The organism is Achromobacter animicus (assembly GCF_040775605.1).
Lineage (GTDB): Bacteria > Pseudomonadota > Gammaproteobacteria > Burkholderiales > Burkholderiaceae_B > Achromobacter > Achromobacter animicus.
Window position 1 is genome coordinate 4,395,747 of the sequence record NZ_JAYGJK010000001.1, and the last position, 14,251, is coordinate 4,409,997.

General features: G+C 63.0%; 17 protein-coding genes. 2 read left to right on the forward strand and 15 right to left on the reverse strand.

Annotation, left to right across the window (positions count from 1 at the left end; genetic code table 11):
• Nucleotides 1–7: 7 nt before the first annotated feature.
• The 14 genes from AB3147_RS20045 to AB3147_RS20110 form a co-directional block, all read right to left on the reverse strand.
• Entirely contained in the window at nt 8–358 is a 351-nt protein-coding gene (locus AB3147_RS20045; protein ID WP_175124339.1) for a hypothetical protein, read from the reverse strand.
• On the reverse strand, nt 355–1,086 hold the full coding sequence (locus AB3147_RS20050; protein WP_175124340.1) for a Gp138 family membrane-puncturing spike protein: 732 nt from the start codon (nt 1,084–1,086) through the stop codon (nt 355–357). Before AB3147_RS20050 ends, AB3147_RS20045 begins: the two co-directional genes overlap by 4 nt.
• Nucleotides 1,079–1,942, reverse strand: coding sequence for a baseplate hub protein (locus AB3147_RS20055; RefSeq protein WP_367352792.1), 864 nt, complete (start codon nt 1,940–1,942; stop codon nt 1,079–1,081). Before AB3147_RS20055 ends, AB3147_RS20050 begins: the two co-directional genes overlap by 8 nt.
• Nucleotides 1,939–2,238 carry a phage baseplate plug family protein gene (locus AB3147_RS20060; protein WP_367352793.1) on the reverse strand — a complete coding sequence of 100 codons (300 nt, stop codon included), beginning with the start codon at nt 2,236–2,238 and terminating at the stop codon, nt 1,939–1,941. Before AB3147_RS20060 ends, AB3147_RS20055 begins: the two co-directional genes overlap by 4 nt.
• Nucleotides 2,235–2,879, reverse strand: a complete 645-nt coding sequence (locus AB3147_RS20065; protein WP_367352794.1) for a hypothetical protein — start codon at nt 2,877–2,879, stop codon at nt 2,235–2,237. Before AB3147_RS20065 ends, AB3147_RS20060 begins: the two co-directional genes overlap by 4 nt.
• Nucleotides 2,879–4,543 carry a phage tail tip lysozyme gene (locus AB3147_RS20070; RefSeq protein ID WP_367352795.1) on the reverse strand — a complete coding sequence of 555 codons (1,665 nt, stop codon included), beginning with the start codon at nt 4,541–4,543 and terminating at the stop codon, nt 2,879–2,881. Before AB3147_RS20070 ends, AB3147_RS20065 begins: the two co-directional genes overlap by 1 nt.
• A 168-nt stretch (nt 4,544–4,711) precedes the next feature.
• Nucleotides 4,712–5,146, reverse strand: coding sequence for a hypothetical protein (locus AB3147_RS20075; RefSeq protein WP_367352796.1), 435 nt, complete (start codon nt 5,144–5,146; stop codon nt 4,712–4,714).
• A 1-nt stretch (nt 5,147) separates the two neighbouring features.
• Nucleotides 5,148–5,579: a phage tail fiber protein gene (locus tag AB3147_RS20080; protein ID WP_175124346.1), complete on the reverse strand. Its 432-nt coding sequence runs from the start codon at nt 5,577–5,579 to the stop codon at nt 5,148–5,150.
• A gap of 9 nt (nt 5,580–5,588) precedes the next feature.
• Nucleotides 5,589–7,067, reverse strand: a complete 1,479-nt coding sequence (locus tag AB3147_RS20085; protein ID WP_367352797.1) for a DUF3383 domain-containing protein — start codon at nt 7,065–7,067, stop codon at nt 5,589–5,591.
• A 4-nt stretch (nt 7,068–7,071) separates the two neighbouring features.
• Nucleotides 7,072–7,605 (reverse strand): phage neck terminator protein, encoded by a 534-nt coding sequence (locus AB3147_RS20090; RefSeq protein ID WP_367352798.1) that lies wholly within the window; start codon nt 7,603–7,605, stop codon nt 7,072–7,074.
• Between the two features lie 292 nt (nt 7,606–7,897).
• The gene (locus AB3147_RS20095) at nt 7,898–8,167 is read right to left on the reverse strand and encodes a hypothetical protein (RefSeq protein ID WP_175124349.1); all 270 of its coding nucleotides are present in this window, start codon (nt 8,165–8,167) and stop codon (nt 7,898–7,900) included.
• A complete protein-coding gene (locus tag AB3147_RS20100) occupies nt 8,164–8,433 on the reverse strand; it encodes a hypothetical protein (RefSeq protein WP_367352799.1) in 270 nt (89 codons plus the stop codon). Before AB3147_RS20100 ends, AB3147_RS20095 begins: the two co-directional genes overlap by 4 nt.
• Before the next feature lie 67 nt (nt 8,434–8,500).
• Nucleotides 8,501–9,256, reverse strand: a complete 756-nt coding sequence (locus AB3147_RS20105) for a hypothetical protein (protein ID WP_367352800.1) — start codon at nt 9,254–9,256, stop codon at nt 8,501–8,503.
• Nucleotides 9,243–10,031 carry a YdaU family protein gene (locus AB3147_RS20110; RefSeq protein ID WP_367352801.1) on the reverse strand — a complete coding sequence of 263 codons (789 nt, stop codon included), beginning with the start codon at nt 10,029–10,031 and terminating at the stop codon, nt 9,243–9,245. Before AB3147_RS20110 ends, AB3147_RS20105 begins: the two co-directional genes overlap by 14 nt.
• Nucleotides 10,032–10,446: 415 nt before the next feature.
• Here AB3147_RS20110 and AB3147_RS20115 point away from each other — a divergent pair, with 415 nt between their 5' ends.
• Both AB3147_RS20115 and AB3147_RS20120 read left to right on the forward strand, forming a co-directional pair.
• Nucleotides 10,447–11,544 carry a S24 family peptidase gene (locus AB3147_RS20115; protein ID WP_175124353.1) on the forward strand — a complete coding sequence of 366 codons (1,098 nt, stop codon included), beginning with the start codon at nt 10,447–10,449 and terminating at the stop codon, nt 11,542–11,544.
• Between the two features lie 424 nt (nt 11,545–11,968).
• The gene (locus tag AB3147_RS20120) at nt 11,969–13,240 is read left to right on the forward strand and encodes an MFS transporter (protein ID WP_367352802.1); all 1,272 of its coding nucleotides are present in this window, start codon (nt 11,969–11,971) and stop codon (nt 13,238–13,240) included.
• Between the two features lie 58 nt (nt 13,241–13,298).
• Here the strand turns inward: AB3147_RS20120 and AB3147_RS20125 are convergent, their stop codons facing one another.
• The gene (locus AB3147_RS20125; RefSeq protein ID WP_191579344.1) at nt 13,299–14,171 is read right to left on the reverse strand and encodes an NAD(P)-dependent oxidoreductase; all 873 of its coding nucleotides are present in this window, start codon (nt 14,169–14,171) and stop codon (nt 13,299–13,301) included.
• Nucleotides 14,172–14,251 lie beyond the last annotated feature (80 nt).

The following is a 14,251-nucleotide window of genomic DNA, read 5'->3' on the forward strand; positions in this document are numbered from 1 at the left end:
GGTTTCCTCAGAAGCTGACGGTTTGGGTCGTGCCGTCTTGCAAGGTGATTTCAACGTGGCCCGCCAGGGCCCGATCGGAGAAGGACGTGAGCGTGCAGACGGCATCGGCCACGCCCGGCACCGTCAGCGCGGCTCGCCGGACATGCTCGCGCACCAGCGACAACGGGGGCCGGTGTCCGAGGAATTCCTCCCAGTACGGAACGCCCGGATTGGTGTTGTAGAAGAGCTCGCCGCGAAACAGCTTGATGGCGCTGGCCACGTCCTGCGCCACAGCGTAGGGATCGGCGGCCATCGCAATGTTGCCGGCCGCGTCGAGCACCAGGTCCCACGCGGTCCGGTCCAGCAGTAGTGTGTTCAATTGGGCGCTCCCGTGTTGGACGGCCCGCCTTGCACGCCGGAGTGGGTGTGGGTGCTTCCCACGTCCTTGCCGTTGTTGCGCAGCGTGCCCAGCGTGTTCATGTCGCCTTGCCACGTCGACGTGCCGCCGAAGGATCCGGCGCCCTGCCGCACCGTGCCGTTCAGCACGATCTGCGGCGCGTTGATCGCGCATTGCGTGCTGGCGTTCAACTCGATGTCCGGCGACGTGACCGTCACCTTCGTCGGCGACACCACATTGATGCCCTCGGCCGTGAACTGCACGTATTGGGCCGGCGCGCCGTTCAGCAGGCCGCCGAAATAAAGGCCGTCGGCCATGTCGTGCGACCGCCACGAGCCGGGATTGCTCTGCGCCTTGGCGGCCTTCACGCCGGAGATGTCACGGTTCGCAAAGGCCGCCATGCCGATGTCCCCGGCTTTGGGGTCCAGGATGATCGCGTCTGTGCCGCCCTGCAGGCGGAAGTACGGCAAGCGGTGCAGCACGCCATGCGGCACGGCGTTACCGGCGCCATCGAGCTGGTTGACGAGCGGCTGCACGTCCACGAAACCCACCGGCGACAGGCCGCCCGCATTGGTCACCGAGACCACCTTGACCAGCGTCGCCGTGTTCAAACGCAGCAGGGCCTGGCTGATCAGGAACTGCAGCGCACCGTACTCGCTGTCGCCCTGCCCGGCTTGCGCCAGGCCTGCGTATCCATATTGCTCAGCCATCGAGATTCCTTTTGCAGATGACCGTCGACTGCCACACGCCGCCGGGGATTTCGGCCTCCAGCTTGTGGGCGAGGCTTGTGATAGTCCATTCGCCTTGGGCGGGTTGTAGGGAGCTGGTGACATACACCCGCTTGCCGACGCAGAGGTGGCGGTTGTAGAGCGTCGTGAAAGTGATGCCGGTGCTGTTGAACGTCGGGTAGCCGATCAGCCCGGTCTCCGGCGAAATGTCCAAGACATCGCCATCCCTGAAGCCGTCCGCATGCCAGACCGACACGACGCCGCGGTCGATTGTGAAGCTGATGCGTGCAGCCAGCGCACAACTGCGCAGCTGGTCCATATCCGTCCCGCAAAAATAGGGGTTTGCCAGGACGACGTCCTTTCCAGACTTTTCGAACGCGTATCCCATCGACGCTGCAATTTTGCTCGCAACGTCTTGAGCGACTGTTGCGCCGGGAAAAGATCGGGGAGGCACAGGCTTGCACTCTTTGGCGCCGGCCACTTGGCCCCTGACGTAGAAAACCCCTTCAGGGGCCTTCCCAAAGTCAGCCCATGCCGAAGTGATGTCCCCTTCATAGACCAGATGGGGAACGTCCAAGCCGCTCCTGGCCATCACTCTAATGATGTTCATTCCTCGGCGTTCCCTCATGTTGGGTCCTACTGTCGTCAGCCGGTTCATCATTTCCAGGCTCAAACCATAAATGCTCAGCTGCACCTCGGAGCTTTCGGCGGACGCGTTGGACGGAGTTTCGACTGCGACCCGGTAGCCGCTGAGCGTCATCTCCGGTCCCGGCTCATCCCCAAGCGCACCCTTCCCCAGGCTGATGGTCACATCGATGCTGCGTTTGACGAAGCTCATAGCTCGAGTGGCTCCATGTAGGCCAGGACGAAACGCGACCCAAAGCCGGTGTACTCCGGATCTGCGTGCCCCTGGGTGTCAACGAAAGTTAGATCACCGACAAAGCCGAGGTATTCCGAACGGACCAACCTCACCCTGTCGTGGCAAAGCACCGCCGTCACGATTGGCGAATTGTTGATGTGGAGATCAAGATAGACGCCCGTGCTCTTCTGGTACACGGAGATCTGGCAGTTCTGGCCGTTCAGCAAGACACTGAGTGTTTGCGACGGCACCGGTTTCAGGGGAATTCCTTTCATTGAATTGGCTCCAGTTCTCCCACCTTGTTTTGGTCTCGCGTGGGATAAGGATCGATCTTGAACACCTGCACCTGGCCCCCGCTCTCCTGATCTGCGCCACTGGGCTCACGCTGCGCCATTGGCCGCAACACCGCCGTCTGTCTCACTTCATTGAACGTCAGCTCGACGACCAGCAGACTGGAACCACTGCTGGCGCTCCGGTTGTACAGATACTTCCCCAGGCTTGCCGACAGGTAGACAATTTCGGGCGTCGCCACCGAGTACAGTTCAGTGCCGCTGGCTATCCGATCCAGGACGGAGAGCATTTGTTTACGCGTCGCCTGGTCGCCGGCATGCGCCAGCTTGATGAGCGCCTGGTACGGGCCAACGACCTTGTTGAACGAGGAGAAGCCACCCTGTTCCAAAGGGAAGCTCGATATCGTGCCAGCACGGTCAAAGTTGACGCTCAGAAACGTGTCGAACAGCAGAACCGGCTGCCCGTCTTCGCCATACACCCCCCAGCGAGGGGCGCTGGAGTTCCAATCGACGAGGCGCGCCAGCCCGACGTTCGCCGGTGCGAAAAACGAAGGAACTACGACATCGCGAAAGACTGCGGGGACACCGGAACTCGCCGGCACGTCGGGAAAGGAGATAAGCGGCATCAGAAGATCCCCGAGTTGGCTTGTTGAACAATACGTTGGGAGTCACCAAGCGTGCCCAACTCACGAGCCAGCCCCGGACCGTCGGTCGCTGGCGTCACAATCGTTATGGGTCCATGGATGTGCGTTTCAGACGTCGTAGTCGTCGTGGTGTTGTTGCTTGCAGCGCCCATTGCGCCGGCTTGCGCAGCGCTTGTGATCGATGCAGCTGCCGCACTCGCTTGCTCCCGACGTTCCATGTCAGCCACCCCAGCGATCACTGGCGCTGCAAGCTCGCGCTTGCGCGCATCGGCAGCATCGATTGCCTGGTAACGGTCGAGACCGAAGTAGCGATAGGCAGCAACGCCGGCCTGAGCGGCATTCGTAGACTCAGCCAGTTTTTCGCGAGCGCCCCGTTTACTGTTCCTCAGTTCCCAATCCACGAATTCCAATTGCTGCTCAAGCGTCGACTGCTCGATGACTACTCCGATCGCCTGCCGGAAATCAGCTTGGCGCGCGCGATCCCACAACGCGATACCGTAGAACGTGCCGTCTCCTGCATCCGCACGGGGATCGAATCCGCTTTGGATTTGCAAGTGCGCTGCCAGACCGGCGGCCTCGTCGAGGCTATAGCCCTTGCGTTCGAAGAACCTGACCGCATCGCCGACTTCCTTGGTTCTGAGCGCCGGATCGTTATGCGCTCGCACAATCTCCGTTTCGCCAACGTTCAAGTCTTCGCTATAAAGCGCGAGCGCAACGCCCGCCCCAATCCGTCCAGCCGCTCTCAAGGCTGCAGCTCCCACGCCTCTCAATGCCGCCACACCCTTGCTGGCACCGGCACCACCCAATGCCGCTAGGGCGAAGGCCACTTCCCTCAACGCAGATGCCAGACCCAGCAGCGAATTAGCCCAGGACAAAATCTTTAGCGCCCCCAGGGCGAGCAGCGCGTTCTGCCATCCGCCCGCCGCCTGCGCAGCGGCGTCCACCACGTCGATGAATGCCACGACGGCCTTCGCCGTGCCGTCGACCCACTTGGCAATCACATCCTCGTTCTCAAGAAGCCAATCGCCCCAGCCGTGAAGGACCTCGAGTGCCCGTTCGAACGCCGGAATGAGCGCGACCAGGATCCTCATGGCCACTGATTCAAAGGTGTCGCGCAAATCCAGATAGCGGTCGCGCAGACGAGCGGCTGCATCCGCGTCCTGCGCGGAAACTGCGGACCGTCGTTCTTGAGCCTGCAACAGGTTTTCCAGTTCAACCGGTCCGCGACGGAACAAGTCGAACAGGGCCTCATTGACACCCATTTCCTCAGCGACTTGAGCGGCGCGGCTCCGGTCCTTCTGATATAGATCGGCGATGATCCGCGACCTGGCCAAAAGGTACGTATTCCCGTCCCTCAGATCCGAGACATTCCCGCCGTTCTGAAGAAAAGCGGGCACGGAATCCGCAGCCTGACCACGATTGAACTTGCTGATCTGCCCCGCTGATTCCCTCAATTGGGCGGAGATAGCTTCGGCAGTCCCGCCAGCCCGCTCGGCTGCCTTCTGCCAGGCAGTAAGCCGTTCGGTGCCGATGCCAAGATTCTGTGCCATCTGGCCCAGACTCGCCGCCGCGGCAATGGAGTCCACTGCGAAGCGCTTCGGATCAAAGCCAACGGAGGCGGCAAGGGCATCGATGATGGTCGCCATGCAATTACCTCGGTTCAGTTAAGACGCGCCTGTTGTGTGCGTCCACCGCAAACACCTCAAGCAGGTTGTACAGGTCTTCGGCGCCATAGACCGTTTGCAGATCATGCAGCAGGTCTGGGCGACGAGAGATCACTACGCCAACATTGCGCGGAATGTTGGCGTAGTGAATCAGGCGCGGGCCGCCACAGGGGACCTGGAGCCCGAAGTCGATGGCGTGGCGGCCATAAAAAAATCCAGGTGCAGGCCCAGGACTTTCTGGCGCAGCGTGAGCAGGGTCGACACCTCTTCGATATCGCCGGAAATGAGCTCTCGCCGCACATCGGGACTCGGCTGGATCTGCACGCAATCCATCATCTTGTCCAGCAGCGGTTTGGCGCTATCGAAGGGCAGCTTGGCAATCGCCTTCAGGCCCATGGCAGCCACGCCTGCCAGACCGGCCTGCGCGATGTTGGCCGGAACTTCGACGCCGGCGTTCATCAACGCGAACAAGGCTCGGCCCGCCCATTCTTCGGCGTCGTAAGCCGACAGTTCCGTCAGGATGAAGGCCTTCCCCTGATCGCGCCCTTCCGAATTGATGGTGACGATGATCTGCTTTCTTGCCATGTCACACCAACGCCGGCGAGACGTTCTGCCAGGTGATCTGGAACGTCATGGGTTGAAGGAGCGCCTTGGCGTCCGGCGCCGGCGGGATCTGGGTCAGCACGCCACGCGTCAACGTGTACTTGCGATCGATCGACGGAATGCTGAGCGTGCCGTTTGCATAGAACACTTCCCGGGCCGTTTCGCCAGCCGCAGCCCAGATCTCGAAGATGCGCAGGGAAGGAGAGTCGGGTTGGATGGAAATGGTCTGGACGCGGGGAACCGGCACGTAGCTTGCCGACATTCGCCCATCCACTCCCATGGTTACCTGTGCGGGCTTGGCCGCTTCAAAAGCGAACGCGGTTTCCGAGGCGTAGCCCTCGATCTTCTGCGGCACCGGAAAAATCCCGCCCACCGCAAGCATCAGAACGGAATTGGCACTGGTCAAAGTCGCCATGTTGAATCCTTAAAGAATGGCCAGCGAGGCCAGGGTGATGTTTTGGACGGAACCGCCGTCCATGTACCAGAACGTCATGGGCGGCGTGCCGCGCGCTTCGCGCACCTGCGGGGTGGCGTCCTTGATCTGCAGGTACCAGCCGCGGCTCTGCAGCGTGTCTGAGATGTCGACGCCGGCCATGTTGTTGACCTGCGCCTTTTGCTGGCTCGACAGCGTCACGCCGGCGCGGATGGCGCCGAAGTTGACCGCGGCGTTGATCGGGTCCAGGCAGGCCGCGTCGATCAGCGTGTAGCCGTCAAGGTTGTAGGGCACCGAGTTCACCTGGGTCAGCAGCGACATCAGCGCCTGCTGGAAGGCCGCGTTCAGCCAGATCTGGTTGACGTAGGAGTCGACCCATTTCCAGTTGCCGCTGATCTGGCCCGGGTACAGAAACCGGAAGCGATCGTTGCTGGTCGCGTAATCGCCGTAGAAGTTGTAGCCGTTGTCGATCAGCGTCTGCGCGGTCGTGGCGTCGGTCACGGAGAACGCGAGGCCGGACTGGCCCTTGAAGGCCAGCGTGGCGCGGCCGTTGGTGCGCTCGAAGTCGAGCGACGCAATGGCGCCCAGGATGAAGGCCGCGTGGTGGACGTCCTGATAGACCGGCACCGAACCCGAGTACTCGTTGGCGCTGACGATGGCGGCCCAGTGGGTGGTGTTGCCCTGCTGGGTGGCGGTGACATCGGTGTCCCAGCCGACGTAGGCGTAGCGATCGCCTTGCGCGTTGGTCCATGCCGAGAATGCCGTCTTGCCGGCGGTATCGGGCTCGAAGGTCGTCATGAACGCCGCCCAGTTCTGGGTCAGATCGGTGATCTGGCCCATGTTCACGGCGGGCACGCCCGCGACCGCGCCTTGCGACACGACCGCGCCGGCGGCCTGCGTCAGCTTCAGGCCCGAGGCGATGGAACCACTGCCATGCGACACCGTGCTGGTTGCGCCGTCGGTGACCGACGTGATGACGAAGGCGGCACGCTGCGCGTCATAGGCGCAGGATGCGCCCAGCCCGGTGAACGCGGCCTCGATGAGCGACGCGGCGTTCGAAAAGCTGGTTGCCGCCGACAGGTCGATGTTGCCGGAGGTCTTGGCCACGCCGTCCACCGTCACGGTCAGGGTGCCCGACAGCGCCTGCAGCGCGGCGAGCGTGACCGCGGCCAGGGAGCCGCCGCGCAGATAGGCGGCAACCGGTTCGGCGGGGTATTGCGCGAACAGCAGGTTGCCCGGCTTGCGGGTCGAGTTGTCGAACCCATTGAAGTAGACCTGGGCCAGGTTGGCCTCGGCCGAGGTCGGACCGAAAAAGCGCTGCACGTCGCGCGCCGTCGCGAAACTCTGGACGGCGCCGATGGGGACGGCCGTATCGTTGGTCAGGATCAGGCCGTTCAAATCGAGGGCCGATCCGCCGGCTGCGATCACGCCCGGGACGACCTGGACGATTTCACTGGCGGGAATGGACATAGCGTTAAGCTCCCGTAGGGTAGGTGGTGTCGACCTCGATGAGGCCCACGTGAAGTTGGTCCGCAAACTGCTGCGGCATGGTGATGGAAGGGTTGAACTGCAAGGCGGTGTCGAATGACCACCGTTCAAAGCGCGGGTGGTCCGCGCCGTCGATAGGCAAATGGGTGATCTCACCCGAGTACAGCGGCTGCGCGTGGCCAAGCTCCTTCAGGAAGTCGCAGCCGTGCTGACTGCGTAAAGCCATTGCCAGCTTCAGCGCGTGGTCCTGCGCCTGTTCGCCGTAGCTGTCCACCCGCGCCGACCATTGCGTGGCCTGCGTGATGGTCCGCGCGCCCGATGCGGGCGAGGGATCGGCATAGGTCATGAGCGGCAGCGAGAGTCCCAGCGCGGCCATCGGCGTGATGACGATGCACTTGCGCATGGGAGCAGGAAGCTGGTCAGGAAGACCGCGAATCACTTCGCCATCCACCAGGGTCTTGAAGAAGATGACCAGGTCTTCGACCAGCTGACTTTCAGTGATGCTTATCTGAATGCGCATGGCGCTGGATTCCTGCCTGAAAGGGTTGAACCGAAGCTCGCCCCCAAAACAAAAAGCCCCGGCATGGCCGGGGCTTCGTTTGCTTGGGACGCAATGTCCCGGGCCTATTGTGACCGAACGCGTGACCGATAAGGCGAGGGCTTGTGACGGAACCGTCACACGCGATGTCCCATGCGATCCGCGTCCGGCATGAAGCGGCCAGCGACGGAACAGTGCTACGGAAAGCAAAAAGCCCCGGCGGACCGGGGCTGCATTGGTGAGGGGCGCAATGCCCCGGGCCCATTGTGACCGATTACGTGACCGCGATGACGGCGCCTTGTGACGGTTCCGTCACACGCCATGCATACGACCTGCCGTGGCCGCCGGTTTCCGGCTCTTGAATGATGACGCTGCCGGTGTCCTGCAACGCATCCATGGCGCGCTGGATGCCGCGCTGCAATCGCGTCTTCTCGGCGGGCGACAAAGCGCGGCCGTGCGACACATGGCGAACCAGTTCCATCAGTCGAAACGACCGGCCGGGATAGCAGGCCATCAGATCCATCACTTCGTGCGCGTACTTCACGCCAGCCTCCTTTCCACCTGGCTGCAAAACAGGCCCAGGTACAGTTTGTATTCGGTTTCAGTCAGCACCACACCGGTCGTGCGGGCAATCCAGTCCAAGGCCTTTGCCCTGCGCTCGCGCGCCAGCAGCTCACCAAACATCGCGTGCTTCTGGGGATACTCGGCGATGATGATCATTCGTTCATGCCAAGGCAGCGCGGCATACATCGCTTCCACCACCTGCGCGTGGTGATCGTTGATCGGCCGGTAGTCGTCCTCTTCGGACACGTGCACTGGCATATTGCCCACGGACGCGCCCGACCACGTCCACCTCGCCCAATTCCACATCAGGTCGTCACCCGTCAACTTTCGCATCGTTCGCCTCGCATGGTTTGCCTTGCTTTCCGTGTGCCTTTCCCTTGCTGTCGCACGCCGTCTCTTCGCGTTCGCCCTTGGCGCGCGCGATCATCTGGGCGATGCCCAGGCTGGGGTGATCGCCGCGCGCGATACGCGCCTCCCACTTGGCGATCCAGCTGCGATGCGGGCGTCCCTGTTGTCTCAACAGTTTTTCCGCGCCCATGGTTTTCAAGGCCGCCTCGGCCTCGGCGCGTGTGGCCAGCGTGCGGCCCGGCGCGGGAAGCGCCGTTCTCGGTTTCGGGATGTCCGGCCACGATCCTTTGGCCAGCTCGTCGCTCAGCGTCTTTTCCCATCGTGTCTTGATGGCCCCATAGGTGCAGCCCAGCAGATCCACGGTGCTCACGCCTACTGCGGCCCAATACACCGCAGGATGCGACCAGGCGCCCTGCTCTCCTAGCCTGCGAGCCGTCATGCCGCGCACCGCTTCGTGATACGCCACTTCCGGGACCGTCCACGGACAACACAGCTTGATGAACTGGGGCAAGGTCGGCGGCCATTCCTGCGTGAGGCAGGCCACCAGGCCGCGCCGAACCTGGCTTTCGTTCAGGCCCTCGAGCTTCTGGTTCCATGCGTCTTTCAGTTCGCGCGCCGTCAGGCCCTGCCATTGCTGCGCGAATTTCGAGCCGTACATGAGCCACATTTCGTTGACCACCAGCGCGCCCAGGCTCGTGGGCTGGATGTCAGTGGCTTGCATCGATCGTCCCCATGAACTTTTCCCGCGGGCGGCCATCGCTGGCCAGCACGTCGCGCAGATCGTCGGTCCAGTCGGCGAGGCGTTGCGCCCGGCTTGCCGGCACATTCGATCGGGCTTGAACCCGCGGCGGATAGAGCCCCTGATACCCGCCCGCGATGCTGTTCGCGATCACGGCGCCCGGTTGATGTCCTTCGGCCAGATAGGCGGCAAGCTGTTGCAGCTGGCGCCGGGCCGCCTCCTGCGTCACCGGCTTTCGGCGAACCTTCCGGTCAGCAACCCAACTGCACCATTCCTCGCGATCAAGCCAGTCCGGAAGTTCGATGGTCGAGGCATCGAACCCGTTCACCCGTGCGCGGGGGCTGGGGGGAGTCTCTTTCAATTTCTGGTTCTTGGTTTCTGGTTCTTGGTTGGCTTGCGATCCGGTTTCCGGTGGGTTTACGCCCGGCCCCTCCTTTCTGGGCCGCCCTCCCCGCTTGCCGTTGGCTTTGGCCGTCTCGGCCTTGACGTGATAGGCGGCGATCTCCGCGTCGGCGCGTTTGTTGCGCCAATAGCCCTCGTGCAGTTGAAAGTACTCGGCGAGAATCTGTGCGGTGGCCTCCTTTTCTTCATCGGTACGCGCGCCGACCCAGCGAAAGATCTGCGCCAGGTTGTCGACGATGGGTTCTTCCTCCGCGTAGTACCGCCGCAGCAGGCGGCTGTAGATGGCGTCTTCCACGAGGCTCAGATGGGTCGTCGCCTGGGCGTAGTCGCCGATGTTGTGGCTGTAGTAGTTCATGCGTGCTCCAGCAGCCCGGCGGCGAGCAAGGCGCCCGGCAGGTTTGTGAATGGCTTTGATAGGTGGACTTGCTGAATCCGGCAGCAAGGCCGGTGCAAGCGAGGGACCGGCAACGGGCCCCATCGGAACGTCAGGGCGGCCGCTGATCCTCAAGCCCGATTCGCCTGGCCTCCCACGCCTTGACGGCCTCGGGGCGTGCCAGCCGCAGGAACTCTCGCCACGCCTTCGGGACGCCGTTGGTTCGCCACTGGGATACCGCCCCGGGCGTGATCCCGCAAAGGGATGCCACGCGGCCCGTCCCGCCCAGTGCATCAATAAGAGACGAGTCGATCGTTTTTGCTCTCATGCATAAATCTTAGAATGCTAAGATACTGAAAGCAAGCCAACTAAGAACATTTTTGTTTAGCATCCTAAGATGACCTTTCAAAAGCGAATCACCCAGGCGTTCAACGAGGAAGCGTCCCGCCGCGCGGATGCTGCAGAGCCTCGGCTGACCAAGACCGATCTATGGAAGGCTGCCAACGCCTCTTCCGGTGCTGCCACGCACTGGTTCAACGGTTCCAATGGCATGGATATGGCGACCTGCATGAGGGTCGCCCCGCTTTTGCGCGTGAACGCGCAATGGCTCTATGACGGCACCGGTCCGAAGTCGCCCGTCGGCAACGGGGCTGGCGCCACATTCCCGCCCGCGCAGCCCTCCGCACCATGGCCCTTCCCCAGCATCCCGGAAGCGCAGGTGCGCGCGCTGTCTCCCGACCAGTTGAACAAGCTGCAAGGCGCGTTGGCATTGGCGATCGCGCAATTGAAACTGGGTCTGGACGTGTCGCCCGCGCCCGTCGTTGCCCCGATCCCGACCGTGTTGCGCAGTGACTCGCTGGTCGACACGTACCTGTCGCGGGACGAGTTTCCGATGCGGATCGAGGGCCTGTCTCCCCCGCCTTGGGACGGTGGCAAAACCACTCACCAGTCCGAACGCGAGCGCCGTGTTCGAATCAGCACCGAGACCGGCGTCGTGACGAACGTGGGCGCCGGCGAACCACCCGCCGCCAACGACAAGTTCGAACGGGTTCCCGAGTTGGCGGACGTACGCCTGGCCGCCGGCGAGCCGATCGAAAACCACACCGAAGAACAGACGGGAATGATCCAGTTCCGCAAGTCATTCCTGAAGTCGGTGGGTGCAGCCCATGGAAAGGGCCGCGTCGTTTACGCCAAGGGCGACAGCATGGAACCCATCATCCGCGACGGGGCGGCCTTGCTAGTGGTGCCCAACGAAAGCCTGACGTTGCACGATGTCGCGGCGGGCGGCGTCTACGCCATCAACTACGACGGCAAGATGATCGTGAAGACGGTATCAAAGGACAGGGTTACGGGCTTGTGGGTAGCGCGGTCGTTTAACCCGTCGCACGCTGACATTCCGCTCGAAAACGGCGTACCTGTTCGTGTACTGGGCCGTGTGGTCTGGGCGGGCGCCCGACTGCGCCACGACGACGCCGGTCAGTGGGTAAAAGCGTAGCCGCAAGATCGGACCGGACGTGGCGAAAAGTCTTACTGGACTAAGCTTTTCCGCTGTCTCTAACCGGCAGGTGATGCTTCGGCATATTAATGATTCACTAATACTGTTTTTGCGTCATTAATGAGTCATCTAGCTGCTAGCGTCGCAACGCTTAGGCTGTTCATCTACAGCAGCGGATCCGCAAAACACCGCCACAGGGAATCTGGCCGCTCACATGACAGGATTTTCTGACTTGGCCGGATTCGACTTTATAGCCAGGAGTAATATGACGCGTCTGGCGTCAAACCCGCCGGCGCAAGCAAGCCGATTCACGCCTGGTCCTTCCCACCCCTGTCGACAGCGGAGCGCCCCTCCGTGCCTGCCCTCGGTGTCTGCAAGTCCTGGCGCGCAAGCGGCCACAAAAAAGACATCGAGGAGAAGCGGATTGGACAAGCAAGAGTCGGGCGGCTGGTATTTCGGCTGGAACATCGTCGGCGCCGCCACGGTACTCACCCTGTTTACGGTCGGCCTGCGCATGGGCATCGGACCGTTCTTTCTGCCCATGGCCGAGAGCCTGGGTTTTTCGCGCAGCCTGCTGTCGGGCATCGTCGCCATCGGCATGCTGTGCTATGGCCTGGGCATGCCGCTGGCGGGTTATCTGGTCAGCATCCGCGGCACGCGCTTCGTCCTGCTGACCGGCACGGCCATCGTGGTATTGGCTTCCATCTGGACCGTCTTCGCGCGCGGACCCCTCGAATTTTTGCTGGCCTTTGGCGTTGCGCTATCCGTGGGTCTGGCCTTCACCAGCCCGGTGGCGCTGACGCCGGTGATCAGCCGCTGGTTCACGCGCCAGCGCGGCATGGCGCTCTTCTTCCTGTCCACCGGGTCGATGGCCGGCATCGCGCTGATGACCCCGACGCTCACCTACGCCATCTCGGCGGTCGGCTGGCAGGAAACGCTGCTGGGCTTTGCCGTGCTGTTTGCGCTGCTGACCGTGCCGGTCGCGCTTTTCGTGATGCGCGACGAGGCGCCCGAGCACACCGACCTGCTGCCCCATCAGATCATCGAAAAGACCGGCACGGCCAAGCCGGCAGCCAAGGCGCCCGCGCCGGGACTGGGTGATGCCCTGCGCACGTTGCCGTTCTGGCAGGTCGCGCTGGGTCTGTTTGCCTGTGGTTTCAGCATGAACCTGTTGGGCACGCACGGCATGCCCATGCTGATGGACCACGGCTTTGACGCCACCACCAGTTCGCTGGGCATCGGCCTGATTGGCTTGGTCGCCATTTTCAGCACCTTGGTGCTGGGCCGCATGTCCGACCAGGTCGAACGCCGCAACATCCTTGCGGCCATCTATCTGGTGCGGGGACTGGGATTCTTCGCGCTGGTCATGGTGGGCGCGCATTGGGAACTGTATCTGGCCGCCACCATCGGCGGCATCGTCTGGGCCGGCAGCATCGCGCTGTCCTCGGCCATCCTGGCGGACGTGTATGGCATCCGGCTGGTTGGCGTGCTGTACGGGCTGACGTATCTGGGCCACCAGATCGGCGGCATGATCAGCTCGTGGCTCGGCGGCTGGGCGTTCGAGACCTTTGGCACGCACTGGGTGGCCTTCGGGTCGGCCGGCGCGCTGCTGTTCCTGGCCGCATTCATCTCGATGCGCCTGCCGCCGCGCGGAATCCTGAGTGCGCCACGCGCGGTGCCTGCCGCCGGACGCTGAATCGCCCGAGCCTTGGGCGACTTGCCGAGGGTGCGCCGCCCCCCCCGGCCCGCAGGCGTTAACGGTCTTTCAGCAACGACACCAGCTCGGGCACATAACGTTCGCCGCCGCCTTGCGCAACGGCCTGGTCGAACGTTTGCTGCACGGCGGCGCCGATCTCGCGGACCGCCCCGGCTTCGGCGGCCATGGTGTTGTAGTACGAAAGATCCTTCTGCGCGTTCGACATGAAAAAGCGCAGGGACGACGGATCCTGCTCCAGCAAATACGGCTTGATGCGCTCCAGCGCCACGCCGCCGCCGCCGCCCTTGGCCAGCACTTCCGCAAAGACGGCCGGGTCGATGTCCGAACGCAGCGCGCACGCCGCGGCTTCGGACAGCAGCGCCACCACGCCCAGCGACACATAGTTGTGCAGAAGCTTCATGCGATGGCCGGCGCCCACCGGGCCGGCATGCGTGATGTTTTCAGCGAAGCAGGCCAAGAGCGGCTTGCATTCGTCAAACAACGCCGCATCGCCGCCCACCAGCAGGTTAAGGCGGCCTTCGGCGGCTTCTTTCGGGGTACGCGTCATGGGCGCGTCCAGAAAGCGTCCGCCGCTTTCGGTGACGGCCTGCGCGACCTTCACGGTCGACGACGGAATGGCCGTTGAGCAATCGATGATGACGGTGCCGGGACGCAGCCCCTCGAGCACACCGGCCGGCGACAGCAGCACGGCTTCGACCTGCGGGCTGCCAGTAACGCACAGGATGATCACGTCCGACTGCGCAGCCAGCTCGGCCCCGCTGGTCACGCTGACCGCGCCGGCCGCCTTGAGCGCGTCCAGCGGCTGGTTGCCCGGGTGTTCGAGCACGGTCAGCGCGTGACCATGCTTGACCAGGTTGCTTGCAATGCCGTGGCCCATGAGGCCGATACCAACCATGCCGACTTTCGCCATCTTCAAATGCTCCTGCCATGTAGGGTGATTGTTGTGCCGTAAATCTTACCCTCAGAAGATGAGCGCTGGGCCGGGGGGGT

Excerpts from the sequence above, each read along its gene's own strand:
- AB3147_RS20050 (WP_175124340.1), bottom strand. The coding sequence starts at position 1,086 with ATGGCTGAGCAATATGGATACGCAGGCCTGGCGCAAGCCGGGCAGGGC.
- AB3147_RS20055 (WP_367352792.1), bottom strand. The coding sequence starts at position 1,942 with ATGAGCTTCGTCAAACGCAGCATCGATGTGACCATCAGCCTGGGGAAG.
- AB3147_RS20060 (WP_367352793.1), bottom strand. The coding sequence starts at position 2,238 with ATGAAAGGAATTCCCCTGAAACCGGTGCCGTCGCAAACACTCAGTGTC.
- AB3147_RS20065 (WP_367352794.1), bottom strand. The coding sequence starts at position 2,879 with ATGCCGCTTATCTCCTTTCCCGACGTGCCGGCGAGTTCCGGTGTCCCC.
- AB3147_RS20070 (WP_367352795.1), bottom strand. The coding sequence starts at position 4,543 with ATGGCGACCATCATCGATGCCCTTGCCGCCTCCGTTGGCTTTGATCCG.
- AB3147_RS20075 (WP_367352796.1), bottom strand. The coding sequence starts at position 5,146 with ATGGCAAGAAAGCAGATCATCGTCACCATCAATTCGGAAGGGCGCGAT.
- AB3147_RS20080 (WP_175124346.1), bottom strand. The coding sequence starts at position 5,579 with ATGGCGACTTTGACCAGTGCCAATTCCGTTCTGATGCTTGCGGTGGGC.
- AB3147_RS20085 (WP_367352797.1), bottom strand. The coding sequence starts at position 7,067 with ATGTCCATTCCCGCCAGTGAAATCGTCCAGGTCGTCCCGGGCGTGATC.
- AB3147_RS20090 (WP_367352798.1), bottom strand. The coding sequence starts at position 7,605 with ATGCGCATTCAGATAAGCATCACTGAAAGTCAGCTGGTCGAAGACCTG.
- AB3147_RS20105 (WP_367352800.1), bottom strand. The coding sequence starts at position 9,256 with ATGCAAGCCACTGACATCCAGCCCACGAGCCTGGGCGCGCTGGTGGTC.
- AB3147_RS20110 (WP_367352801.1), bottom strand. The coding sequence starts at position 10,031 with ATGAACTACTACAGCCACAACATCGGCGACTACGCCCAGGCGACGACC.
- AB3147_RS20115 (WP_175124353.1), top strand. The coding sequence starts at position 10,447 with ATGACCTTTCAAAAGCGAATCACCCAGGCGTTCAACGAGGAAGCGTCC.
- AB3147_RS20125 (WP_191579344.1), bottom strand. The coding sequence starts at position 14,171 with ATGGCGAAAGTCGGCATGGTTGGTATCGGCCTCATGGGCCACGGCATT.